This is a genomic window from Streptosporangium sp. NPDC000563 (genome assembly GCF_040299985.1).
In the GTDB taxonomy this organism is placed as follows: Bacteria; Actinomycetota; Actinomycetes; order Streptosporangiales; family Streptosporangiaceae; genus Streptosporangium.
On the sequence record NZ_JBEPDA010000050.1, the window covers coordinates 1 to 23,548 of the forward strand.

A 23,548-nucleotide genomic window follows, 5' to 3' on the forward strand; every position below is an offset into this window, starting at 1 on the left:
CACGGGGCCCCTGCTTTCGGGGGGGTTGGGGGGGGGGGCTCTCCGGGGGGGGGGTGTCCCCGGCCGCCCGAGGCCCGGGCGCGAAGCCCGGGCCTCACGGCTCAGACCTTCGCCTCGGCCTTGGCTTCGGCCTTGGCGAGAGCGCCGTCCACCGCCTCGGCGAAGTCGGCGAGCACCGGGTTCTCGAACAGCACCCGGATCGGCACGTTCACCGCGAACCTCTCCCGCACCTGGGTGATCACCTGCGCGGCCACCAGGGAGTGACCGCCGATCTCCAGGAAGTCGTCCTCGCGGGCGATCCGCCTGAGCTTCAGCACCTCGGCCCAGATCTCGGCGATCGTCTGCTCCGTCGCGGTCTGCGGCGCGTCGAAGTCGTCGTCACCGTCGTCACCGCCGTCGCCGCCGGGTTCGGGCAGCGCCTGGCGGTCCACCTTGCCCGAGGAGGTGAGTGGCATCGCGTCCAGCGTCACGTACGAGGAGGGCAGCATGTACGCGGGCAGCGAGCCCTGCAGGAACCGGTGCAGCTCGCCGGTGAGGCCGCTGCGGTCGGCGATGATCCTGGAGGCGTCGTCGAGCACGACGTAGGCGACGAGCCGGTCGTCGCGCACGCCGACCACGGCCTCGCGCACCCCCGGGTAGCGGGTGATCGCGGCCTCGATCTCGGCGGGCTCCACCCGGAAACCGCGGATCTTCACCTGGTGGTCCACCCGGCCCACGTACTGCAGCCGGCCGTCGGGCAGGTAGCGGACCAGGTCGCCGGTCCGGTAGAGCCGGGCACCGGGAGGGCCGTACGGGTCGGGCATGAACGACTGCGCGGTCAGGCCGGGCTTGCCCCGGTAGCCGTGCGCCAGGCCGGTGCCGCCGACGTACAGCTCACCGGGCACACCCGCGGGGAGCGGGTTGAGCCAGCGGTCCATCACGTAGGCCCGGAAGTTGGCGAGCGGCCGGCCGATCGGCGGCGCGTACGCGGCGGCGGGGTCGCAGGTCCCCATCGTGGCGCACACGGTCGTCTCCGTCGGCCCGTAGGCGTTGACGAAGACACGGCCGGGAGCCCAGGTCCGCACCAGCCCGGTCGGGCAGTGCTCGCCCGCGACGACCATGAGCCGCACCGTGTCCAGCTCGTCGCCCTTGAGCGTGCTGAGGAACGTCGGCGGGAACGTGGCCGCGGTCACCCCCTGCTCGCAGATGGCCTTCGCCGTCTCCTGCGGGGTCATGGCCGACGGGTCCAGCACGCACAGTGCCGACCCGTTCAGCAGCGCCATCGTGATCTCCCAGATCGAGGCGTCGAAGCTGAGCGAGGCGAACAGCGCCACCCGGTCGTCGGACGTCAGGGAGAACTCCCGGGACAGGGCCGAGGCGAGGTTGCCGACGCCGCGGTGCGGCACCTCCACGCCCTTGGGCCGCCCGGTCGAGCCCGAGGTGTAGATGAGGTAGGCGGGGGCGTCGGGCGCGGGCGTCAGGCCGGGACTCGTGCCCGGCTCCTCCGCCTCGATCGTGCGCCACTCGGCGTCCAGTTCGATCGTGCGCACCCGGTCGTCGCGCACCCGGCCCGCGTACTCGGCGCCGGTGAGGACGAGCCGTGCCCCGCTGTCGTCGAGGATGTAGCCCAGCCGGTCGGGCGGCAGCGCCGGATCCAACGGCAGGTAGACCCCGCCGGACTTGACGATGCCGAGGAAGGCGACGAGCGCCTCGGCCGAGCGGCCGGTCATCGAGCCGACGATGTGGCCCGGCCGCACCCCGTCGCGGATCAGCCGGTGGGCGACCCGGTTGGCGCGCTCGTCCAGCTCCCGGTAGGTCAGCCGCCGCTCACCGGCGAGCACCGCGAGCGCGTCGGGGGCGGCGGCGGCGCGCGCCTCGAACAGGGCGCCGATGCCGGCCTCCTCGTCGAAGGGCGTCTCGGTGCGGTTCCACTCCTCGACCACCAGCCGCAGTTGCTCTGCGTCCAGCAGCGAGAGCGACGAGATGGGCCGCGCGGGGTCGCGCACGGCGTCGGACAGCAGGGTGACGTACTGCTCGGCCCTGGTCCTGGCTCCCGGCGCGTCGAACAGGTCGAGCCCGTAGCGCAGCTTCCCGTCGAGCGAGCCGGGCACCAGGACGAGCGCGAGGTCCGAGGCGAGCGGGAAACGGCCCGCCACCAGGGGCGAGACCTGGACGCCCGGCAGCCGCAGCGCGCCCCAGGCGGGGGCTGCCTGGTCGAACTCCGCCTGGTAGAACGGCTGCACGCCACTGGAGGCGTCCAGCTCCAGCTCCTCGGCCAGCCGGTGCGCGGGGTAGGAGCCGTGCGCGGCCGCCTCGTCCAGCGCGTCGCGCACCTGGGCGACGACGGCGGTGAACGAGGGGTCGCCCTCGCAGCCGATCCGGATCGGGAACGCCGGGGCGCGCTCCGCGGCGGGCACGGGTACGCCGACCACGACCTCGTCCTGGCCCGACCAGCGGCACAGCGCGACCGCCCACGCGGCCAGCGTGACGGCCCGGGTGTCGGTCTCGCCGGGCGGGACGGTCTCCGCCTGCCCCGACCAGCGGGACAGCGTCATCGCCCGCGCGGCCCGGGTGGCACTTTCCGCGTCGGCCTCGCGGGCCATGGTCTCGACCAGCGCGGCCGTCTCCGGCGGGACGGTGAAGGTCACCTGGGCACCGGTGAAACCGGGTACGGCGGGACGGCTCCTGTCGGAGGGCAGGTCCAGGGCGGGGGGCATGCCGTCGAGCCGCTCACGCCAGTAGGCGAGGTCCGCGGCCTCCCCGCCGGCGCTGGCGCCGTCGACGGCGGCGTGGTCGGCAGGGGAGCCGTTGGAGGAGCCGACGGGGGAGGCGTGGCCGTTGGAGGAGGCACGCAGCGTGGCGCCCGAGGCGTCCTCGTACGCCAGGGAGATCTCCCGCGCGAGGCCCGCCAGGACGCGCTCGTCGGCCACGAGCCGGTGCGCCGTCACGACGAGCGCGTGGTCGTCGTCGGCCATCCGCGCCAGGGCGATCCGCACCGGCGGGCCGTTCTCCAGGTCGAGGCCCCGGTTGGCCTGCTCGGAGACGAGCCGGGCGAGCGCCTCCTCGCGGCGGCTCGCGTCGTGCCTGCCCAGTTCCACCGGTGAAGGGACACCGGCGCGCCGGGGCTCGGCCCCGGAGTCGCCGGGCAACGCCGGCCGCAGGTCCTCGCGCGCCTCCAGCACGTGTTCCAGCGCGGCGATGAGGGCCTTCTCGTCCACGGGGCCGCGCAACCGCGCCGCGAGCGTGACCTGGTCGGTGTGGTCACCCGCGGGTTTGGCCCGGTAGGACCTCCACCCGCTCTCCTGGATCGGCGACAGCGAAGTCTTACTGTCCGGCATGGGGTGCTCCAATCAGTGCCCGGCGTGGTCGAGTTCGAGGTGGACGGGGACGCGGTCGACGCCCCACATGAGGTTCGAGCGCAGTCGCTTCACCGGCCCGGTGAGCTCCATGCGGGCCACCCGGCGGGTCAGCTCCTCCAGCAGCACGCGCAGTTCGAACCTGGCGAGCGCCGCGCCGATGCACAGGTGCTTGCCGAGGCCGAACGTGAGGTGCCTGTTGGGGGTGCGCCCGACGTCGAAGCGGCGCGCGTCGGGGAAGGCGTCCTCGTCGCGGTTGACGGCCGGGTGCCACACGCTGACCCGCTCACCGGCCCGGATGGTCTGATCTCCGATCTTCGTGTCGCGCAGCGCGGTGCGCATGACGTTGAGGCTGGGGGCGGTCCAGCGCAGCACCTCCTCCACGGCGGTCGGGATGAGCGAGGGGTCCTCGCGCAGCCGTCGCCACTCGTCGGGGTTCTCCACCAGGGCGATGACGGCCCCCGCCGAGGCGTGCCTGGTCGTCTCGTTGCCTCCGGTGATGAGGCCGTTGATGTTGAGCAGGATCTCCTCGTCGGTGAGGGGGATCCCGTCGATCCGGCCGCGGATCAGCACGCTGATCACGTCGTCGCCGAGGTCGTCGCGCCGTTCGGCCAGCAGGTCGGCGTAGTAGGCGAAGATGTTGGCGTTGGCCTCGGCCTTCTCGGCGTCGGAGATGACGTCGTCGGAGGCGGCGGAGCCGAACGCGGTGCGCGTCCACTGGATCATCAGGTCCCAGTCGGCGCGGGGCACGCCCAGCAGCTCGCAGATGACCGAGAGCGGCAGCCTGCCCGCCACCGTGTCGACGAAGTCGAAGGAGTCCTTCTGGGCGTTCTCCTGGAGCATCCCGCCCACCGTCTCGCGCATCGCGCCCTCCAGGCGGCGTACCACCCGGGGGGTGAGCGCGGGGTTCATCACGTCACGCAGCCGGCTGTGGCGGCCGTCGGTGACGATGAGCATCTTGCCGGCGGCGGCGCGGGCGGCGGACTCGGTCTGCCCCACCTGCATGCCCCGCTCGGAGGTGAAATTCGTCTTGTCGAGATAGACGGCGACGCCGTCCGCGTATTTGGTGAAAGCCCAGAAACTCGGCCCGTCCGACCTGGCGTTCCAGAACATCGGCCGGTGCTCCTGCAGGTAATGCAGGACGCCGAGGCCGGAGTCGGGGGCCGTGTAGATGTCCGGATCCGCCAGATCCAGATTTTTCAGATTCACGGTCGTGTCCACTGTCATAGGGAATTCCTCCGTGCGTACACGTCGAAGATGTCCGTGTCCTTCAGCAGGGGATCCTGGCCGATGTCGACCTGGAATCCACGGCCGGTGAGATCGTCGCGTACGGACGCGAGTCTGCCGTCGATGTCGTGGACCTGCATGACGATTTGGTCGACCGCCTCCCAGTCACCGGGAGCGATTCCGTCCAGGACATCGCATTCGGCTTTCTCGACGTTGATTTTCAACAGTCCTATGCGGTCCACGCCCTCGGTGGCCATCACCTCGGAGATCGTCCGCACCTGGCACTCCTGCTTCTCCGTGACGTGCCTGCCCTCGGCCATGTCGGTCACGTCCTCGGGGGCGAAACCGCTGTTGGCGAGGAATGTCCTGGTCACCTCGGCGTCGTGGTCGACGTCGGTGTACATCCCCGACATCGCGGTGGTCTCCGGGTAGACGGTGATGACCGCCGTCCCCGGGGCGCGGGAGAGCGCGCAGTCGAACGCCCTGGCGTTCAGGCCGTGGGCGGACAGATTCGCGCACAACGCGTCGTAAAGCGGCCTGGCGGGCTCGAACGCGAGAATCCGGGTGCCCGGACATTCCCAATGAAACGCCAGTGCGGCGATTCCGATGTTGGCTCCCACGTCGAACACCGTCATTCCGGGCTCAAGGCGAACATCATGCCTGAAGTAGCTTCTGTCGCCCACGATACTGCGATACTGCAGGCTGGTCTCGGCGGGATTGAGCTGGAATACCACATGACCGTCGGGGAGTGTCATCTGGCGCACTCGCCGATTGTTTTCCAGTGTGCCTCTTCGGTGATTTCGCATATCATCACCCTTAACAAAAACCTTATTACAGTCAACCAGAGGTGAAACCCGACAAGGACGGAACGATCTCATGGACACTCAGGGAACAGAAGTCAGGGCGCCGGAGGAAAAGCCGCCCTCTCTCTGGCGAAACCCCGACTTCAACCGGCTCTGGGCCGGCCAGTCGGTCTCGGTCCTCGGCTCCGAGCTGACCACCCTGGCACTCCCGCTCACCGCGATCCTCATGCTGCAGGCCACCTCCTTCGAGGTCGGGCTGCTCAACAGCATGCGCACGATCGCCGCGCTCCTGCTGACCCTGGTCGCCGGCGTGCTCATCGACCGCTACCGCCGCAGGCCGCTGATGGTCGCCTCCAACCTCGGGCGGGCGGGCATCGTGATGCTGATCCCGATCGCGGCCTTCGTCGGCTTCCTCGACATGTGGGTGCTCTACGTGGTCGCGGTCGTGGTCGGCGGCCTGTCGGTGGTCTTCGGGATCGCCTACGCCGCCTACATGCCGACCCTGCTGAGCGAGGAGCACCTGGTCGCCGGCAACAGCCGGATGGCCGCGACCGAGTCGGTGGGCGCCATCGCGGGATCCAGCGCGGGCGGCGTGCTCATCGACCTGTTCCGGCCCGCGTACGTGATGCTGGGCGACGCGATCGCCTTCCTCATCTCCGCCTTCGCCCTGTCGCGCATCCGTCACGTCGAGCCGCCCGTCGAGCGCAAGGACAGCGGCGGGCGCGGTGCCGTCGCGGCGATGCTCCACGACATCAAGCACGGCCTGAAGGTCACCTACCGCAACGACTACGCCCGGCCGCTCATCATCAACTCCGCCGGGGCGAACTTCGGGTCGATGATGATCCTGACCCTGTTCCTGCTGTACGCGGCGAGGGAACTGCAGCTGTCGGGCACCTGGATCGGCTTCATCTACGCGATGGGCAGCATCGGCGGCGTCGTCGGCGCCGTCTTCGCGAGCAAGCTGTTCGAGAAGCTCGGCTACGGCCGAGGCATCATGGCCGCCCTGATCGCGTTCCGGGTGCTGTGCTTCACGCCGTTCGTGGCCGGTCCGCAGTGGCTGCAGATCACCCTGTTCTCGGTGATCTGGTTCGTCACCGTGTTCGGCGTGGTGGCCGGCAACATCGGCCAGCTCACGCTCTTCCAGTACGTGATCCCCAACCACCTGCGGGGCCGGGTCATCGGCGCGAGCCGCGCGGTCTACCTCGGCATCCTGCCGCTGTCCGCGATGCTGGCCGGCGTGCTGGGCGAGCTGATCGGCATCAAGCCCGCCATCTACGCCGGGGCCGCGTTCCTGCTGCCCTGGATCATCCTGCTGTTCCGCTCCCCGGTGCCGCACCTGCGCAGGCTTGAGGACGCCGAGTTCCTGCGGGACGACGAGGAGCCCGCCGAGGCCGAAGGACCCGGCGGGCGCGAGGACGGCAAGGGCGTCTGAGGTCAACGGTTCGACTCGTTCAACCGGGGACACGCGCGGACATGCTCCGCGAGATCTCGTCCAGCAGGGCGGCGGGCGCCTGGAGGTAGCTCCAGTGCCCGCCGTCCAGCACCGTGTAGCGGGCCTCGCCGTAGGACTCCCAGCCGGCCATCTGCTCCGGGGGGATCTGCGTGTCGCCCGACCAGCCGATCGCGGTGATCGGGCACGGCAGCTCCACCGGGTCGGTCTTGTCGAAGCGGCCGTAGGCGGCCACGTCGGCGCGCATGACGTCCGCGGCCATCTCCACCAGCTCGGGCATCGGCTCGGCGCCACGCGCCCGCATGAGGTCCGACACCAGCGCGCCCACCTGCTCCTCGTCGAGCTTGAGGATGCTCGGCCACGACGCCCGGTGCGGCGGGACCATCGAGGAGGCGAACAGGTGGCCGGGCAGCGGGCCGCCGCGCTCCATGAGCAGCAACGTCGCCTCGTAGCCGATGAAGACCGTGCCGCAGTGGCTGATGAAGCCGAACGGCCGGTCCAGGTAGGGCTCCAGGCCCTCCAGCATCTCGGCGGCGACGGCCGCGTAGCTCTCGAACAACGGCTCGCGCAGCCGGTTCTCCCTGCCGGGCAGCTGGACCGGGCACAGCTCGATCCCGTCCACCTCGGCGGGCCAGCCGTGGTACATCGACGCCCCCGCCCCCGGGTACGGCAGGCACCACAGCCTCGCCCTCGCCCCGGGGTCGGGGGTGCGCAACAGCCACGTGGGGCGGTTCCTCCTCCGCTTCCTCTCGGTCATCTCGCCTTTCCTTCCGCCTTGATGTTCCGGATGAGGGTCTCGGGGGTCGGCGCCCGCAGGAAGTCGCGCAGCCGGATCCGCACGCCGTAGCGCGTCCCGATCCGGTCGACGAGACGGGTGGCCGAAAGAGAGTCGCCGCCCGAGCGGATGAAGTGGTCGCCCAGCGCGCCGCGCGCCCCGAGCGCCTGCTCCCACAGCTCCAGCACCCCCGCCGTCACGAGGTCGGTCTCTTTCTCGTGCCCGCCGTCTCCGGGGGGAGCGGCTTCCCCCGGGGCGCCGGCTCCCGGGTGATCCGTTCCGCGGGGATCGCCCCAGGAGGGCGCGGGCAGCGCGCGCCGGTCCACCTTGTTGCCGGAGTTCAGCGGCAGCCGATCCATCGCGGTCCAGGCGACCGGCACCATCGGTGCGGGCAGACGCGCCGAGGTGAAGGCGCGCAGCTCCCCGGCCCAGGTTTCGCGCGCGGCACCATGCGTGATGCTCTCTGCGGTGGTGTTCGCGGTGCCGTCTGTGACATCGGGCGTAGTGCCGCTCAGAAAAGCGTTCGGGCCGTCGTGCGCGGCGCCGTTCCTGACGACGTAGGCGCACAGTCTCAGGTCGCCGCCTGGACCGGGCACGCCCGTCACGACGCACTCGCGCACCGTGGGGTGTTCGAGCAGTACGGCCTCCACCTCCGCGGGCTCCACCCGATGGCCACGGATCTTGACCTGCTGGTCGACGCGGCCGCGGTGCTCAAGGCGCCCGTCCGGCCGCTCCAGCACGAGGTCACCGGTCCGGTAGAGACGGCCTCCTCCGCCCGAGGGGGCGGGCAGGAAGCGTTCCGCGGTGCGGGCGGGCTCACCCAGGTAGCCCCGGGCGAGCTCGGGCCCGGACACGAACAGCTCGCCGACCTCGCCGGCCGCGACCGGAGTCAGGCCGGAGGTGAGGACGGGCACGCCGACGTCGGGCCAGGCGCGCCCGATGGGGGGCCGGGCGCGCCTGGCGGCCTCGTCGGCGGTGACCGAGGTGAGGCTGTCCTCCAGCGGGACCAGGCAGCTCGTCACGCCGTTGGCCTCGGCGGAGCCGTACTCCACCGCGACCTCGAACGGCAGGTCGGGCGAGGGCCACACGCGCACCGCGTCGCTGCCGACCGTCATGAGCCGCAGCGCCGTCCGCTCGGGCCACGGCAGGCCGTACAGCAGCTCGGCGAGCGGCATGTTCACGTACGCGCGGGTGATGCCCGAGGCGACCATCCAGTCGCGCAGCTCCGGTGGCGAGCCCGCGGTCGCCGCGTCGGCGACGTGCACGCTCGCGCCGGAGCACAGGTACGGCCACAACTCCACCACCGAGACCGACGAGGCCGGGGGAGCCAGCCAGCTGGAGCGGTCGGCGGGGGTGATGCGGTACGCCTCGGCGTGGGTGGCGACCCGGTGGGCGATCGCCCGGTGGGTCACCCCGACGAGCTTGGGCCGCCCCGTCGACCCGGAGGTGTGCACCGCGTACGCGAGCTGGTCCTCGTGCACGGGGACGCCGGGACTCTCCGCGGAGGGTTCGGCGTCGAGGGGGCCGTCGATCACCACGGGGCAGCCGTCGAGGACCGCGGCGACACGGTCGGTGGGCCAGCCGGGGTCGAGCAGCACCGCCGCGCCGCCCGCCTTGCAGACGGCGAGCAGCGCGACGAGCAGGTCGGGGGAGCGGTCAAGCCGCAGGGGGACGAGAGTCTCGGGGCCGACGCCGCGTCGCAGGAGCGAGCGGGCGAGGCCGTTGGCACGGGCGTCGAGGTCCCGATACGTGAACAGGACGGCCCCGGAGACCAGGGCCGTCCTGTTCGGCGCCTCGGACGCCTTCTTCTCGAACAGCGTGTGGACGGCGTCCACCTGTCCTCCGTTCCTCACCCGGCCTTGGCGTCGCGGAGCTCGCGTGCGGGGATCTCACCGGTGGCGACCTGGTTGAGGATGAGCCTCGCCCACTCCTCCACGCTGCGGTTCATCCGGCGGGCCGCGTCACGCCACGACTGCTCCTGGTCGACCGGTACGTCGATATGGATGACGGCCTTCTCCTTGGCGGCCTGCGCTGCCCGGTCCGACGCGGAAAGGGCCGCGGTGCGGTGGGCCTTGATCTGGCTGCGGAGACGATTTCTGGACCAGTTGAAGCGTTCGGCGCGGTCCAGCCAGAGCATCTGCTCGTGGTCGGGAAGCGCGGCCACCTCCGCGTGGTGCTGAAGGCTGAGCTTGTCTCGCCGGCGGGATACCGGGAATCGCCGCGCGACCCAGGCGTAATTGCGCAGGGTCTGGATATCCAGGGAGCTCTCCTCGACCGCTCTCTTGTAACGGTCGGTGTATTCGGTTTCGCCGTAGACCAGCCAGTCGCCGAGCCACCAGGCGGAGGAGTCGGCGATGAGGGAGATCTGGTGACCGATCCGCCGCCAGGTGTCGAAGGGGAGGCTCGACGGAAGCTGCAGCCCGGTCCTCCGGGGCTTGGCGGACGCGTCCAGGGCCAGCTTGGAGCCCTGTGGGCTACTGCGGCGCGGTGCCGGGACGGGAGGCCTCTCATCACAGGATGGGGGGACTTGGCGGTTCGCCTCTCGGTTGGGGGAGAGCACCTGCATGCGACTGTTCCTCCGGATTTCTGTGCACTTGGAGTGAGTCAGGTCTGTCCCTTACCCGTCGTTCCGGAAAGCGCACTTTCGATCATGAGTAATTTCGAGACGGCCCTCCTGATGTACAACGGAAATACGAAAACACGCCGTTGACCAGCTGAGTCTCCAATCAGCTTGGCGATTTTTTTTGCTCTGTGATATACGCGCCGGTTCAGAATTCAACCTCTCGGAAATGGAATCGATCATGCCGTATCCAAGGTTTCGGTCCGCGAATACGCGCACTTTGCGTCATTCTCTGGTCGCGTACGGTCTCGCGATCGTGCTGCCCTCCGTGCTGGCGCTGCTGATGCTGGGACTCGACCCGGGGACGGCCACCGGTCCCGTCCCGGTGCCCTCGGTGGAGCCGGGGCGGGAGCAGGAGGTGCCGGCCACCCCTCTGCTGCTGCTGTCCGTCACGGTGGTCGTCGCGCTGGCCCACTTCGGCGGGGCCGTCTTCCGCGGGCTGGGTCAGCCCCGGGTGATCGGGGAGATGGCCGCGGGCATCGTGCTCGGCCCCTCCCTGCTCGGCGCCGTGTGGCCCGAGGCCTACCGCGCGCTGTTCCCCAGCGCCGTGATGCCGTATCTGAACCTGCTGGCCCAGTTCGGGCTGGCCTTCTTCATGTTCCTGGTCGGGCTGGAGTTGCGCGGAGACCTGCTGCGCGGCCGGGGCCGGGTCGCGGCGCTCTGCGGCCAGGCGAGCGTGGCGATCCCGTTCGCGCTCGGGGTCGCGCTCGCCCTGCTGATCTACCCGCCGCTGGCGGCCGCCTCCGTCGACTTCCCGGTCTTCGCGCTGTTCGTCGGGGCCGCGCTGAGTGTCACCGCGTTTCCCGTACTGGCGAGGATCCTGCTGGAACGCGGGCTCTTCCACACCCCGACCGGAGCGCTCACCGTCACCTGCGCCGCCATCGCCGACGTCACCGCGTGGCTGCTGCTGGCCGTGGCGGTCACCATGGCGAAGGGCTCCTCGCCCGCCGAGGCGCTGCGCACGCTCGGTCTCACCGTCGCCTTCGCCGCCTTCATGGTCGGGGTGGTACGGCCACTGCTGACCCGGCTGCTGCGCCGAGGGCTCTCCCAGGAGGCGACGCTGCCCGTCGTCATCGTGGGCCTGCTCGTCTCAGGACTGCTGACCGAGCTGATCGGCATCCACCTGATCTTCGGAGCCTTCCTGTTCGGCGTCCTGTTCCCGCGCGACGGCGACGTACGGCTGCGACGGGTCCGCGAGCGCACCCAGGACTTCACCACCTCCTTCCTGCTGCCGCCCTTCTTCGCCTTCGTCGGGCTCAACACCCAGATCGGGCTGCTCAGCCAGGACCTGGCCATGTGGGGATGGTGCCTGCTGATCCTCGCCGTCGCCGTGGTGGGCAAGGTCGGCGGCGTGATGGTCATCGCCAGGCCGATGGGCGTACCCGGGCGGGAGGCCGTGCGGCTCGGGGTGCTGATGAACTGCCGGGGGGTGACCGAGCTGGTGATCCTGAGCATCGGCCTCGGCCTCGGCATCATCACCCAGGCGCTGTTCACGATGCTGGTGATCGTCGCGCTGGTCTCCACGGCCGCGACGGCGCCCCTGCTCGGGCTGCTCGACCGGTGGGACGCGCGGCGCGACGGGAAGGCGTCGGACGGGAGCCGAGGGGAGCCCGAGGCGGCGGGAGCGGTGCCCCGATCCGCCTGAACCGAGATCGGGGGCCGAGAACGGGAGGCCGGAATCGGGGAGGGGGAGAGCGGGAAGCCGGCGAGAAGAGAGCAGGGGGCCGGTGAAGAACAGGGGAGGCGGGAAGCCGTGAACGGGGGAGGCGAGAGGAGGGGCGGGGAGGCGGGGGAGCGGGGTCAGGAGGCGCGGGGCAGCACCCGGGGCTCCGTGCCCAGCTCGCGCAGCTTGGCGCGGACCTCCTGCGGGCTCTCCCCGGCGACGGTGAGCCGGGAGGTGGCGAACACCTCGCCGTCGGCGTCGGTGATCGGGTCGCCGCTGTAGGGGATCTCGCCGCTGAAGCGGGCGGCGTACAGGTGGTCGCGCAGCTCGGGCCGGGCGTGCAGGGAGAAGATCGGCAGCCGGGTCGCCATCGCGGCCAGCCGCATGGTGCCCGACACCCGGGGGTTGATCTCCAGCAGGTGCACCTCCCCGGTCCTGGTCAGCAGGAACTCCACCTCCAGGTAGCCGTGCGCCTCGGCCAGGTCGGCGAGCCGCTTGCCGACGGCCCGCAGCTTGCGCTCCCAGGTGCCGCCGAGCGTCGGGCCGGGGCACAGCCGCAGCCGCCGCCACGGCGGGACCAGGTCGGGCGAGGTCGCCCCCTTCCACACCGGCGGGAACGTCGCCGTGCCGTGCTCGTCGCGGTAGACCAGCACCGAGTACTCGATCCCGTCGACATACAGCTCGCCCAGCTCGTTGGGGGCGAGGCGGCACTCGTCCGCCCGGGCCAGCCGGGTGCCGACACTCTGCGTGCCGTGCCGGTCCTTGATGACCACGGGGGTGTCGGGGCCCGTCTCGGGCAGCGGCTCACCGGCCCGCGCCCACGGCGGGGAGACCAGGTGGTAGCGGTCGAAGAACTCCTTCATCAGGATCTTGTCGCTGCCCAGCGAGGCGCACAGCCGTGACTGGCACTCGGCCCCGTGGCCGAGCTCGCGGAGCCGGAAGGCGAGCAGCTGGTCGCGGCCGAGTGTCGTGTGGCTGGAGTGGAAGACCACCGTCGCCCGTGGCGTCTCGCCGATCGCGTCGAGCAGCGGGGCCACGTCGACGCGGTGGCCCTCGCCGGTGAAGACGACCCGGTCCCGCGGGCCGAGGTCGACGAAGTGACCGAACCAGCTCTCCAGGCTGGCGGGGGCGACGGCATGGATGACGGGAGACATTTGTCGGCTCATGTGGATTACTCCGGAATCGACGCTGGAAACAGGAATGACGTTACGCGGTACGCGCCATCGAGAATGCGTCGTCGAACGCCTCGAGATACGCGCCGACCAGTGGTGAGTTCGGTTCCCAGAGAAAGTTCACCGGCAATTTCATCCACCTGGCGAACAATTCCGTGGAACGCGGGAACGGCCGGTCGTTCACCGCCGCGGCGGCCCGCACGGCTGCGGCGACCGCCGGTGACCAGTCGGGCGCGGTGCCCTGGAAGAGCGGGAAGACGTGCAGCGGCCGGGTGGCCGGGGCGCGCACCTTCAGGCCGCGCTCCTGACCGGCACCCACCAGCTCGTCCCGGCTGAACGGGCACTCCGGCGTCACCTCGACGACCCCGTCGTACCACGCCCCCATCGTGACGCCCTCGGCGACGGGGGAGGGGCGCACGCCCGGCAGCGCGCCGAGCCCCGCGGACAGGGCGGACATGTTGCCCCCCCTGCGTTCCACCAGCTCGTCCAGGCGGTCGAGGTGGCTCTGGGCGAGCACGGCCCCCGGCGTGGAGATGCGGAAGTTGCCGCCGAGCCCGGTGAGCAGGAACGGCTGGTAGCGGGCGGCGTCGATGGTGAGGTCGGTGCGGTGCCGGAAGTTGGTCAGCAGGCAGGCGCGGGCGAAGACGTCCTCGGAGTCGGTGAGGAGCATGCCGCCCATGCCCCCCGAGATCAGCTTCCTGCCGCCCACGCTGAAGACCGAGACGTCGCCCATGGAGCCCACGGGCCGGGAACGGAAGGTGGCGCCGTGGGCGTGCGAGCAGTCCTCGACCAGCGCGAGCCCGCGCCGGTCGGCCACCGCGCGCAGGGCGTCCATGTCACAGCTGTGGCCCCACAGGTGGGTGACGACGATCGCGACCGTACGGGGCGTGACCAGCGCCTCCACGTCCGCCGCGGCCACGTTCCCGTCGGCGCCGCCCGCGTCGCAGAGCACCGGTACCGCGCCCAGCAGGAACAGCGGTGAGGCGGTGCTGAAGAACGTGAGGTCTGGGACGATCACCTCGTCGCCGGGGCCGATGCCCAGCGCGAAGTAGGCGGCGAGCAGTCCCGCGGTGCCGGAGGTGAGCGCGAGGGCGTGGGCGCGGCCGTGCCGCTCGGCGAACGACCGCTCCAGCTCGGCCAGTTCGGGGCCGTAGTCGTAGTCGAACGTGCGCCCCAGTGTCACCAGCTCGGCGACCCTGGCCGCCACGCCGTCGTCGTAGACCGGCCATTCGAGCGGGTGCGGCGGGCTCACGCGACCGCCCCCTTGCGGACCACGAGCCTGGTCACCGCGTGGGTGTGCGGTTCCTCGTGGCCCTTGTGGGTGTGCGTGGAGTCGGTGTCGGTGGCGCTCAGCACGGTCCACCCGGCGTACCTGGCGAGATACCAGTCGTGGGGCAGCAGGACCGGCATGCGCATCTCGCCGGCGGGAGGTACGTAGGCGTGGCCGCGGTTGAACATCAGCAGGGCGTTCACCCCTCCCGGCCTGGTCGCGGCCTGGAGTCCGGCGACGACGTCGGCGACCTGTTCCTCGTCCTCCAGCCAGTGCAGGACGCTGCACGCCAGCACCCCGCCGAACGCTGCGGGCTCCAGATCGGCGGTGCGCGCGTCGCCCCGCCGCCACTCGATCCCCCCGGCGTCACCCCACGCCCGCGCGCCGTTCTCCAGCGCGGCGGCCGACACGTCCATCGCGAGCACCCGCGCGCCCCGCTGGGCGAGCCGCACCGCGTTGCGTCCCTCACCGCACCCCACGTCGAGGACGGCGGGCGCGCCCGCGCCGGGGGGTGAGGAGGGCGGGCCGATCTCCTCGGGGGCCGCCGGCAGGGAGAGCGCGTCTGCCAGAGCGTCGGAGATCCGGTCGGGCCTGCGTCCCCACAGGCAGGCGGTCCTGGTGTACCGGGCGTCGCATCCACCGTCGTCGTCGTAGCCGGTCGGCCGCATGTGCTGTGTGTGCTGTGTGTTGGGTCCCATCTGGCGGAGGCTAGGCGCGGCCTTGATCACCGTCAACGGGGGTGGACGGCCGCCGGAGGCGTCGCGTGCCGCAGGGCCTGTGCGGGTACGAGCTTCAACTTGTCGCGTCCCTGACTCACCGGGGTGGGGTACTCGCCGGTGATGCAGCCCTCGCACAATCCCTCGCCCGCCGCGCTGCCGACCGTGTGCCGCATGCCCGCCACCGACAGGTACGCCAGGCTCGTCGCGCCGATGATCCGGCACACCTCCCCGATCTCGCGGCCGGTCGCGACCAGCTCGCCGGTGTCGACGATGTCCACCCCGTAGTGGCAGGGCGCGATCAGCGCCGGAGCGGCGATCCGCACGTGCACCTCGCTCGCCCCCGACTCGCGCAGCAGCGTGACGATGCGCCGCATGGTGGACCCGCGCACGATCGAGTCGTCGACCACCACGACTCTGGCCCCGTCCACCGGCGAGCCGATGGAGAACTTGCGCCGCAGCTTGCGCTCGCGCAGCCGCTTGTCGGGCTCGATGAACGTCCTGCCCACCTGCTCGTCGCGGACCAGCGCCCCGGCCAGCGGGAGTCCGGCCGCTCGCGCGTACCCCCTGGCGGCGGGCACACCGGAGGCGGGGACGGCCACGACCAGGTCGGCGTCCGCCGGGGACTCCAGCGCCAGCCGTTCACCGAACGCCATCCGCGTCGCGCCGGTCCTGGCGCCGCCGATCCTGGAGTCCTGCCTGGTCAGATAGAGGTGCTCGAACACGCAGAAGCCGCGCGGGGCGGGGGCCGCCACGCGGTACGTCCCGATCGGCCGTCCGTCGCGCAGGACGAGCAGCTCGCCCGGCTCCACCTCCCGCTGCCCGGAGCAGCCGAGCGCGTCGAGGGTGCAGGTCTCCGAGGCGACGACCGCCCTGCCCTCGGCGAACCCGGCGACCAGGGGACGGATGCCGTGCGGGTCCCTGAAGGCCACGAGCCGGTCGCCGACGGCGCACACCACCGAGTACGCGCCGCGCAGCACCCGCACGGCCCGCGCGACCGCCGCCACGATCGGGTCGGAGTCGGGGTAATCACTGTCCTGAGAGGCCGGGCCATCAACGGCGTTCAGACCGTTCAGACGGTCCTGAGCGGCCGCGCCGTGCAAGCCGTCCGAACCGTCCGGCCCGTTCAGGCCGTTCAGGGCGCCGGCGAGAAGGGCGAGGATGACCTCGGAGTCGCTGGTCGAGCGGAACGCGTAGCCCTCGCGGCCGAGCCGGGCGCGCAGTTCGGCGGCGTTGGTGATATCCCCGTTGTGCGCCAGCGCGATGCGCCGCGCCTCGTGCACGAAGGGCTGGGAGTTCTCCAGCAGCGTGGCGCCCGTGGTGGAGTAACGGGTGTGGGCGACCGCGAGCCTCCCGGCGGGCCAGTCGCCGCGGGTGGAGTCACCGCAGTCCGAGCGCGAGGCGAACCCCAGCGACCGCCGGACCTCCACGCCCTCGGGTCCGGCCACCGCGATGCCCCACGACTCCTGGCCACGGTGCTGCAGGGTGACGAGCCCGTCGAAGGCCGGTCGCCCGGCGGTCCCATCGAGAACAGATACGCCGGCTATTCCACACATAGCTCCCCTTCAAAACCCTAACATTTCGCGGAAAGTGCGTTAAATCGCTTCTGCTTGACCATGGCATTGTTTGATTGCAACGTCGTGTCGAATGGCGAATGAGGCAAAGGAGAGTCGAATGGCAGAGTCAGTGGATACGGCCGAGTACACGGTGGTGCGCAATCACGAGGAGCAGTACTCCATATGGTGGGCCGACCGTGACATTCCCGAGGGCTGGCGCAGCGTCGGCCACAACGGCACCCGTGAGGAGTGCCTGGCCCACATCGAGGAGGTCTGGACGGACATGCGTCCCCTGAGCCTGCGCCGCTGGATGGACGGCGAGCGCCCCTGACCCGCGCGCCCGCCGAGGAGCCCGCCGACGAACGGTCCCCCGAGGACGGTCCCCCTAAGGAGGAGCCGATGGACACGATCCAGGAGCACGACGCGCGCCTGGTCGTCGAGGAATGGAACCGCACCGAGCTGGCCGACGAGCCGGCGACCGTCATCGAACGGTTCGCCGCCCAGGTCGCCAGGTCGCCCGACGCCACGGCGCTGACGGACGAGGAGGGCACGACCCTCACCTACGACGAGGTACGCCGCGCCGCCAACCGCCTCGCCGGACACCTGCTCGCCCTCGGCCTGCGCCCCGAGGACCGCTGCGCCGTCTACCAGCGCCGCTCGGCCGGCATGGTCGTGTCCATGTTCGGGACACTGGCCGCCGGTGGCGCGTACGTGCCGATCGACGAGGGCAACCCGCCGGAACGGGTCGAGGCGATCCTGCGCGACGCCGGCACCGCCGTGGTGCTGGCCGACTCCACCACCGAGGCCGAGGTGCCGCCCGGCCCGTGGTGCGTGGTCAACGTCGACGACCACCCCGGCAACGACGAGAGCGACCCCGAGATCCGGCTGCACCCGGCCAACCTCGCCTACGTCATGTACACCTCCGGCAGCACGGGGGCCCCCAAGGGCGTCCTCATCGAGCACCGCGCGGTCACCGCGTTCGTCAGGGGCGCCCAGCACCTGTACGGGCTCTCTCCCCAGGACCGCTTCGTGCAGTTCTCCTCGATCGCCTTCGACGTCTCCACCTTCGACGCCTTCGGAGCGCTGCTGTCGGGCGCGGCCCTGCACGTCGCCTCCACCGAGACCCGCACCTCCTCGACGCGCCTTCGCGACCTGCTGCGCGAGCGCCGCATCTCCGTCTACATGGGCACCCCCGGGGTGCTGAGACTGCTGGAGCCCGGTGACTTCCCCGACCTGCGGGTCGTCGCCGTCGGAGGCGAGAGCTACTCGGGTGAGTTCACCACCCGCTGGGCGGCCGGACGCAGGTTCGTCAACAGCTACGGCCCCACCGAGACCACCGTCGGCGTCATCACCCAGGAGTGCGAGGGACACTGGGACGCCTCGCCGCCCATCGGACGCGCCATGCCCAACCACCGGGCCTACGCGCTGGACGAGTCGATGCGTCCCGTCCCGATCGGCACGGTCGGCGAGCTGTACGTGGGAGGCCCCGGCCTCGGACGCGGTTACCTGGGCCGCCCCGGCACGAGCGCGGCCTCCTTCGTCCCCGACCCGTTCGCCACCACGCCCGGCGAGAGGCTCTACCGCACCGGCGACCTGGTGCGCTGGACCCCCGAGGGCGAGCTGGTCTTCGCCGGGCGGGCCGACCGCCAGGTCAAGGTCCGCGGTGTCCGCGTCGAGCTGGAGGAGATCGAGGCGACCCTGTGCAGGCACCCCGACATCGCGCACGCCGTGGTCGAGGCCGAGGCGCGCGACGACGGCGACGCCCGCCTGATCGCCTACGTCGTCTCCACCGCCCCCGAACCCCCCGGCGTCACCGAGTTGCGCGAGACCGCGGCCAGGTGGCTGACGGCCCCGCTGGTGCCCAACGAGTTCGTCCACGTGCCCGAGATACCGCTCACCCCGGCCGGCAAGGTCGACCGCGACGCCCTGGCCGAGGCGAGGGGGCGGCGCGCGGCCGCCGTGGAGACCGGCGACACCAAGAACGCCAGGGACGCCGAGGACGCCGAGGACGCCGAGGACGCCGAGGACGCCGAGTGGACGCCGACCCGGCGCAGGGTGGCCGAGGAGATCGTGAAACCGCTGCTCGGCGTCGACTCCGTCGGCCCGCACGACCACTTCTTCGAGCTGGGCGGCACCAGCATCCAGGTCATCCAGCTCCTCGGCAAGGTACGCACGACCTTCGGCATCGAGGTGCCGGTCGTCGAGTTCTTCGACCGGCCCACCATCGCCGGGGTCGCCGACGCCGTCGACTCCGAGGTCCGCTCCGACATCAAGGACATCGTCCGCGAGGGCTGGGACGACATCGCCGACCGCTACGCCGCCTTCCAGTCGGAGTTCTCCGACGGCCCCCGCATGACCTGGACCGGCCACCTGCTCGGCATGCTGCCCGACGAGGACGCGGCCGTGCTGGAGCTGGGCGTCGGCGGCGGCCACGAGTCGTCGCGCCGCCTGGCCGAGGCACACGACCTCACCGCCGTGGACATCTCCGCCGAGCAGCTCAGGCTCGCCGCGAAGACCCTGCCCGGCGCGACGCTCGTCCAGGCCGACATGGCCGAGGCGGAGTTCCCCGACGCCTCCTTCGACGCGGTGGTGTCCATCTACACCCTCACCCACCTGCCGAGGGAGGAGCTTCCCGCCCTGCTGAAGGGCATCGCCCGCTGGCTCAAGCCGGGCGGCCTGCTGCTCGCCACGCTCATGACCGAGGACATCCCCGGCGCGGTGGAGGAGTGGTTCGGCTCGACCATGTTCTTCTCCGGCTTCCCCACCGAGGAGAACCTGCGCCTGCTGCGCGAGGCGGGCCTGGCCCCCGAACGCGACGAGGTCGTGGCACAACGGACACCGCTCGGGGAGTCACGCTTCCTCTGGGTGATCGCGAGAAAGACGGAGGGGCCGTCGTGACCGGTCTGCCCGTCCGTACCGCCCCGCTGTCCTACCTTCAGGAGCAGCTCTGGTTCGTCGAGCAGGACGATCCGGGCAACGGCTCGTACAACGAGCTGAAGGTGCTCGTCCTGGACGGCACGCTGGAGGCCGCCAGGCTCGGGCGGGCGCTGGAGCAGGTGGTCGCGCGGCACGACGTGCTGCGCACCACCTTCGTCTACCAGGGCGCGGAACCGGTGCAGGCGGTCTGGGACCGAGGTCCCGTGCTGCGCGAGGCGACCGTCGGCGGCGAGCAGGCGCTCATGGAGTACGCCCGCGAGGTCGCCGAGGCCCCCTACGACCTCGCCTCGGGACCGCTGCTGCGCGCCTCGCTCGTCACGCTCGGCGCGGATCGGCAGGCGCTGGTGCTCGGGGTCCACCACATCATCAGCGACGGGTTCTCGATGAACCTGCTGCTCGACGAGCTTGACGCCGCCTACCGGGGAGAACTCCCCGGCGGGCCCCGAAGCGGACCGCATGGCGGATCACACGACGAGCCGCCCGGTGAATCGCCGAGCGGGCCACGTGACGAGCCACCCGGCGAGTCGCGGAACGGCTCGCGGAACGGCTCGCGGAACGGCTCGCGGAACGGCTCGCGGAACGGGCCGCGGAACGGGCCACCCGGCGAGTCATCGGACGGGACACGGGAGAAGTCACCGGACGAGCCGCCCGCCCAGTACGGCGACTTCGCCCGCTGGCAGCGCGAACAGTTCAGCGGGGGCCGCCTCGCCGCCGACGTCGACCACTGGCGGCGGGAACTCGACGGAGCGCCCGCCGTGCTCGAACTGCCCGCCGACCGGCCCCGCCCACGCCGCCGTGCCGGCGCGGGCAGACGCGAGCGCTTCCCGCTCGACCCCGCCCTCACGGGCCCGCTCGGCGAGGTCGCAGAACGCGTCGGCGGCACCGTCTTCACCGTGCTGCTCGCCGCCTTCACCGCCACCGTCTACCGCTACACGGGACGCGGCGACATGGTGCTCGGCACCGGCGCCCCCGGCCGTCCCGGGCGCGAGTTCGACGGCACGCTCGGCTTCTTCGCCAACATCGTGCCCGTACGGCTGCGCCCGGCGGGCGAGATGCCCTTCACCGACCTGGCCGACGCGGTCAGCGAGGCCGCCTTCGACGCTTTCGACCACCAGTACGTGCCCTTCGAAAAACTCGTGGAGTTCCTGCAGCCCGAGCGAGACGCCGGGCACACTCCGCTCGTGCAGGTCGTCTTCACCATGTGGGACGCCGGGGCGGCCGAGCGTTCCATCGGCGGCGTGCCCGCGGCCGAGGTCGAGGTGACACGCGGCCGGTCCCGCTTCGACGTCGCGGTCGAGGCGGTACGCCGGGGCGACCGGGTCGACCTCTTCGTCGAGTACGACGACGCCCTCTTCGACGAGGCCACGATCGCCCGGGTGATGCGCCACTACGACCGGGTGCTGCGGGCCGTCGCCGACGACCCCACCCGGCCCCTGGCCGACATCCCGATGATCGGCCCGGAAGAGCTCGTCACCCTCACCCAGGGCGACGTGACCGTGCTCGACCACGACGGCAACGTGCTGCCCGCCGGGGCCGTCGGCCGGCTGGTCCACCGCTCAGGCGGCGAGGGCGTGGCAGGTCCCAGCGGGCGCCTCGCCATCCGCAGGCCCGACGGGCGCGTGGTCGAACGCGGGCGCGAGGACCGCCTGGTCGGCATCGGCCCCTTCCAGGTGCAGCTGGAGGACGTCGAGGAGGTCCTGCGCGCGCACCCCGCCGTACGCGACGCCGCCGTCGTGGCGGTCGAGGGCGGCGCGGGCCGCGAACTGGTCGCCTACGCCGTCGCCGAGCCGCCGCCCGACGAGCTGCGCGCCACCCTCGTCGAGCGGCTGCCGCAGTACATGGTGCCCGCCGTCGTCGTGCCGGTGGACCACATCCCGCGCGCCGAGGACGGCCGCGTCGAGACCGGCGGCTTGCCCGACGCCGGCGAGCGCGCGGAGCGGACCGAGCTGCCCGCCCTGGAGGCCGCGCTCTGCGTCATCTGGGCGCGCGTGATGAACCTCGACGAGGTGGAGCCCGACGACGACTTCTTCGCCCTGGGCGGCCACTCCATGCTCGCGGCCCGCCTGGTGCGTGAGATCGCCTCCGTGCTCGCCGTGCGCGTACCGCTCATGGCCCTCTTCGAGAACTGCACCCCCGCCGACCTCGCCGACTACATGGCGGCGAGGCATCCCGCGCTGGAGCACACCCTCGGGGACGCGGGCCGCGCGAGCCGTACGACCCCCGCCGGGAAGGCCGGGAGCACCGGGGAGATCGGGCGGGACGGCGAGGAGCCCGACACCAGCGCGCTGTCCACCGCGCAACTGCAGATCTGGATCAACGAGCAGCTCGCGGGCGGCGACGCCCGCGACTTCATCGCCGCCGTCACCTACCGGGTGCGCGGCCCGCTCGACGCGGACGCCCTGCGCGGCGCGTTCGACGCGCTGGTCGCGCGACACGAGAACCTGCGCGCCCGTGTGGCGCTCGTCGGCGACGTGCCGGTGCTGCGCTTCGACCCCGGCGTACGCGTCCAACTGCCCGTCGAGGACCTCACCGGCCTGCCGGAGCAGGAACGCGCGCCGGAGGCGGCCCGCCGCACCGCGAGCGACGCCGACCGCGGCTTCGACCTGTCGGCCGCCCCCCTGGTGAGGGCCACCCTCTACCGGCTCGGCGAGAACGACCACGTCCTCGCGCTCGTCCAGCACCACCTGGTCACCGACGGCGTGTCCATCGGGCTGCTCGTGGGCGAGCTGGGCCGCCTGTACTCCGAGCGGGACGCCACCCCCGCCGCTCCGCACCTGCGCTTCGCCGACTACGTCGCCTGGGAACAGGCCTGGCTCGGCGGCCCCGAGGCCGCGGCCTCGGAACGCTTCTGGCGCGAGCGGCTGCGCGAGGCACCGGAACTGGTCCTGCCCAGGACACGTGGCGGGCGACGCGAGAGCCGCGACACCGAGATGATCGCCCACCGCCTGCCGCACGCGGAGTCGCGGCGGCTGCTCGCGCTGGCCAGGCAGAACAGGGCCACCCCCTACATGCTGGTCACGGCCGCGTTCGCGGCGATGCTCGCCCAGTGGAGTGGCCAGGACGACGTGGTGATCGGCACCACCGCCGACAACCGGCCGCTGCCCGGCCTGGAGGGCGTGGTCGGCTGCTTCGTCAACATGGTGGCGCTGCGCGTCGACTGCGGCGGCGACCCCACCTTCACCGAGCTGGCCGGGCGGGTGCGCAGGACCGTGCTGGAGGCGTACGCCCACCAGAGCACCCCGTTCAACGAGGTGGTGCGGGCCTTGAGGATCCACCCGGACCCGCGCAGGATGCCACTGTTCCAGGTGACGTCCGACTGGGCGGGCGACGGACCGGCGATCCCGGAGCTGGCCGGGTGCGAGGTGGGGTTCGACTACGTACACACCAGGGCGAACCGCTACGAGCTGGAGATGTACGCCGGGATGGCGGGGGAGCAGGTGGTGCTCGACCTGGAGTACGCCGTCGAGCTGTGGGACCGCAAGGAGGTCGAGGAGCGCCTGTCGCGGGTGGCGGCGCTGCTCACCCGCGCCGTGGCGGAGCCGGACACCAGGCTCTCGGAGCTGCTCGGCTGACCGATCCCCTTGGTGAGGCGACCTTCCTTCGCGGGGGGTCGCCTCATCGGAACGTGTTTCCCACCGTTGGGTTGTCGGGAAACCCGCCAATCCCGACGTCCTCCGTCCTCCGCGAGAGCCTCACGGGCTTTGAGCGGCGACGCACCGGCCGGTGATGACGGGGGCCCGTCGTGACCCACCGGCCCGTTGCGCCGGGGATGGTCAGGATGCGGGCTGGTCGAGGTCGGACAGGTCCAGGACGAAGCGGTAGCTGGCATCAGCCGGGTGACCATCCCGGACCGCGTCTTCGCCGCCGTACCACTGGCCGGATCCTTCGCTCGCGGCATGCGACCTCGCGTCGCACCTTGTCATAGCGGGCGGCGCAGCCCGTCCAGCAGGAGGGTGATGACACCGTCGGCCTCGGCCCGCCAATGGGGGCGGTCGTGGGCCGCGCCGATGCCGTGCAGTGCCAT

Annotated in this window: 15 protein-coding genes; 5 read left to right on the forward strand and 10 right to left on the reverse strand. The window is 71.8% G+C overall.

Annotation, left to right across the window (positions count from 1 at the left end; translation table 11 throughout):
* Positions 1 to 101: 101 nt before the first annotated feature.
* From ABT352_RS40170 to ABT352_RS40180, 3 genes are read right to left on the reverse strand one after another with little or no spacing between them, the layout of a single operon-like run.
* Positions 102 to 3,317 carry a non-ribosomal peptide synthetase gene (locus tag ABT352_RS40170; protein WP_350950319.1) on the reverse strand — a complete coding sequence of 1,072 codons (3,216 nt, stop codon included), beginning with the start codon at positions 3,315 to 3,317 and terminating at the stop codon, positions 102 to 104.
* A 12-nt stretch (positions 3,318 to 3,329) separates the two neighbouring features.
* Positions 3,330 to 4,562: a cytochrome P450 gene (locus ABT352_RS40175; protein WP_350950320.1), complete on the reverse strand. Its 1,233-nt coding sequence runs from the start codon at positions 4,560 to 4,562 to the stop codon at positions 3,330 to 3,332.
* The gene (locus ABT352_RS40180) at positions 4,559 to 5,317 is read right to left on the reverse strand and encodes an FkbM family methyltransferase (protein WP_350950333.1); all 759 of its coding nucleotides are present in this window, start codon (positions 5,315 to 5,317) and stop codon (positions 4,559 to 4,561) included. Before ABT352_RS40180 ends, ABT352_RS40175 begins: the two co-directional genes overlap by 4 nt.
* Before the next feature lie 121 nt (positions 5,318 to 5,438).
* On the opposite strand from ABT352_RS40180, the gene ABT352_RS40185 reads away from it, so the two are divergent.
* Positions 5,439 to 6,797: an MFS transporter gene (locus ABT352_RS40185; RefSeq protein WP_350950321.1), complete on the forward strand. Its 1,359-nt coding sequence runs from the start codon at positions 5,439 to 5,441 to the stop codon at positions 6,795 to 6,797.
* A 19-nt stretch (positions 6,798 to 6,816) separates the two neighbouring features.
* On the opposite strand, the gene ABT352_RS40190 is transcribed toward ABT352_RS40185, so the two are convergent.
* The 3 genes from ABT352_RS40190 to ABT352_RS40200 are packed head-to-tail and all read right to left on the reverse strand — an operon-like array spanning position 6,817 to position 10,156.
* Entirely contained in the window at positions 6,817 to 7,572 is a 756-nt protein-coding gene (locus ABT352_RS40190) for a thioesterase II family protein (protein WP_350950322.1), read from the reverse strand.
* Entirely contained in the window at positions 7,569 to 9,425 is a 1,857-nt protein-coding gene (locus tag ABT352_RS40195) for a non-ribosomal peptide synthetase (protein WP_350950323.1), read from the reverse strand. The genes ABT352_RS40190 and ABT352_RS40195 overlap by 4 nt, the downstream gene beginning before the upstream one ends.
* A 14-nt stretch (positions 9,426 to 9,439) precedes the next feature.
* Positions 9,440 to 10,156, reverse strand: a complete 717-nt coding sequence (locus ABT352_RS40200) for an LmbU family transcriptional regulator (protein ID WP_350950324.1) — start codon at positions 10,154 to 10,156, stop codon at positions 9,440 to 9,442.
* Positions 10,157 to 10,430: 274 nt separating this feature from the next.
* Between ABT352_RS40200 and ABT352_RS40205 the strand changes: the two genes are divergently transcribed.
* Entirely contained in the window at positions 10,431 to 11,855 is a 1,425-nt protein-coding gene (locus ABT352_RS40205) for a cation:proton antiporter domain-containing protein (protein WP_350950325.1), read from the forward strand.
* A gap of 155 nt (positions 11,856 to 12,010) precedes the next feature.
* Here the strand turns inward: ABT352_RS40205 and ABT352_RS40210 are convergent, their stop codons facing one another.
* The 4 genes from ABT352_RS40210 to purF are packed head-to-tail and all read right to left on the reverse strand — an operon-like array spanning position 12,011 to position 16,587.
* Positions 12,011 to 13,027 carry an ATP-binding protein gene (locus ABT352_RS40210; protein WP_350950326.1) on the reverse strand — a complete coding sequence of 339 codons (1,017 nt, stop codon included), beginning with the start codon at positions 13,025 to 13,027 and terminating at the stop codon, positions 12,011 to 12,013.
* A 52-nt stretch (positions 13,028 to 13,079) separates the two neighbouring features.
* Complete coding sequence (locus ABT352_RS40215; protein WP_350950327.1) at positions 13,080 to 14,297, reverse strand: DegT/DnrJ/EryC1/StrS family aminotransferase; 1,218 nt, start codon at positions 14,295 to 14,297, stop codon at positions 13,080 to 13,082.
* A complete protein-coding gene (locus ABT352_RS40220; protein ID WP_350950328.1) occupies positions 14,294 to 15,013 on the reverse strand; it encodes a methyltransferase domain-containing protein in 720 nt (239 codons plus the stop codon). The genes ABT352_RS40215 and ABT352_RS40220 overlap by 4 nt, the downstream gene beginning before the upstream one ends.
* A 32-nt stretch (positions 15,014 to 15,045) precedes the next feature.
* On the reverse strand, positions 15,046 to 16,587 hold the full coding sequence (purF, locus tag ABT352_RS40225) for an amidophosphoribosyltransferase (RefSeq protein WP_350950329.1): 1,542 nt from the start codon (positions 16,585 to 16,587) through the stop codon (positions 15,046 to 15,048).
* 118 nt (positions 16,588 to 16,705) lie between these two features.
* Between purF and ABT352_RS40230 the strand changes: the two genes are divergently transcribed.
* From ABT352_RS40230 to ABT352_RS40240, 3 genes are all read left to right on the forward strand, one after another.
* Positions 16,706 to 16,918, forward strand: a complete 213-nt coding sequence (locus tag ABT352_RS40230) for an MbtH family protein (RefSeq protein WP_350950330.1) — start codon at positions 16,706 to 16,708, stop codon at positions 16,916 to 16,918.
* A 68-nt stretch (positions 16,919 to 16,986) separates the two neighbouring features.
* A complete protein-coding gene (locus ABT352_RS40235) occupies positions 16,987 to 19,485 on the forward strand; it encodes an amino acid adenylation domain-containing protein (protein ID WP_350950331.1) in 2,499 nt (832 codons plus the stop codon).
* A complete protein-coding gene (locus ABT352_RS40240) occupies positions 19,482 to 23,096 on the forward strand; it encodes a condensation domain-containing protein (RefSeq protein ID WP_350950332.1) in 3,615 nt (1,204 codons plus the stop codon). Before ABT352_RS40235 ends, ABT352_RS40240 begins: the two co-directional genes overlap by 4 nt.
* Positions 23,097 to 23,548 lie beyond the last annotated feature (452 nt).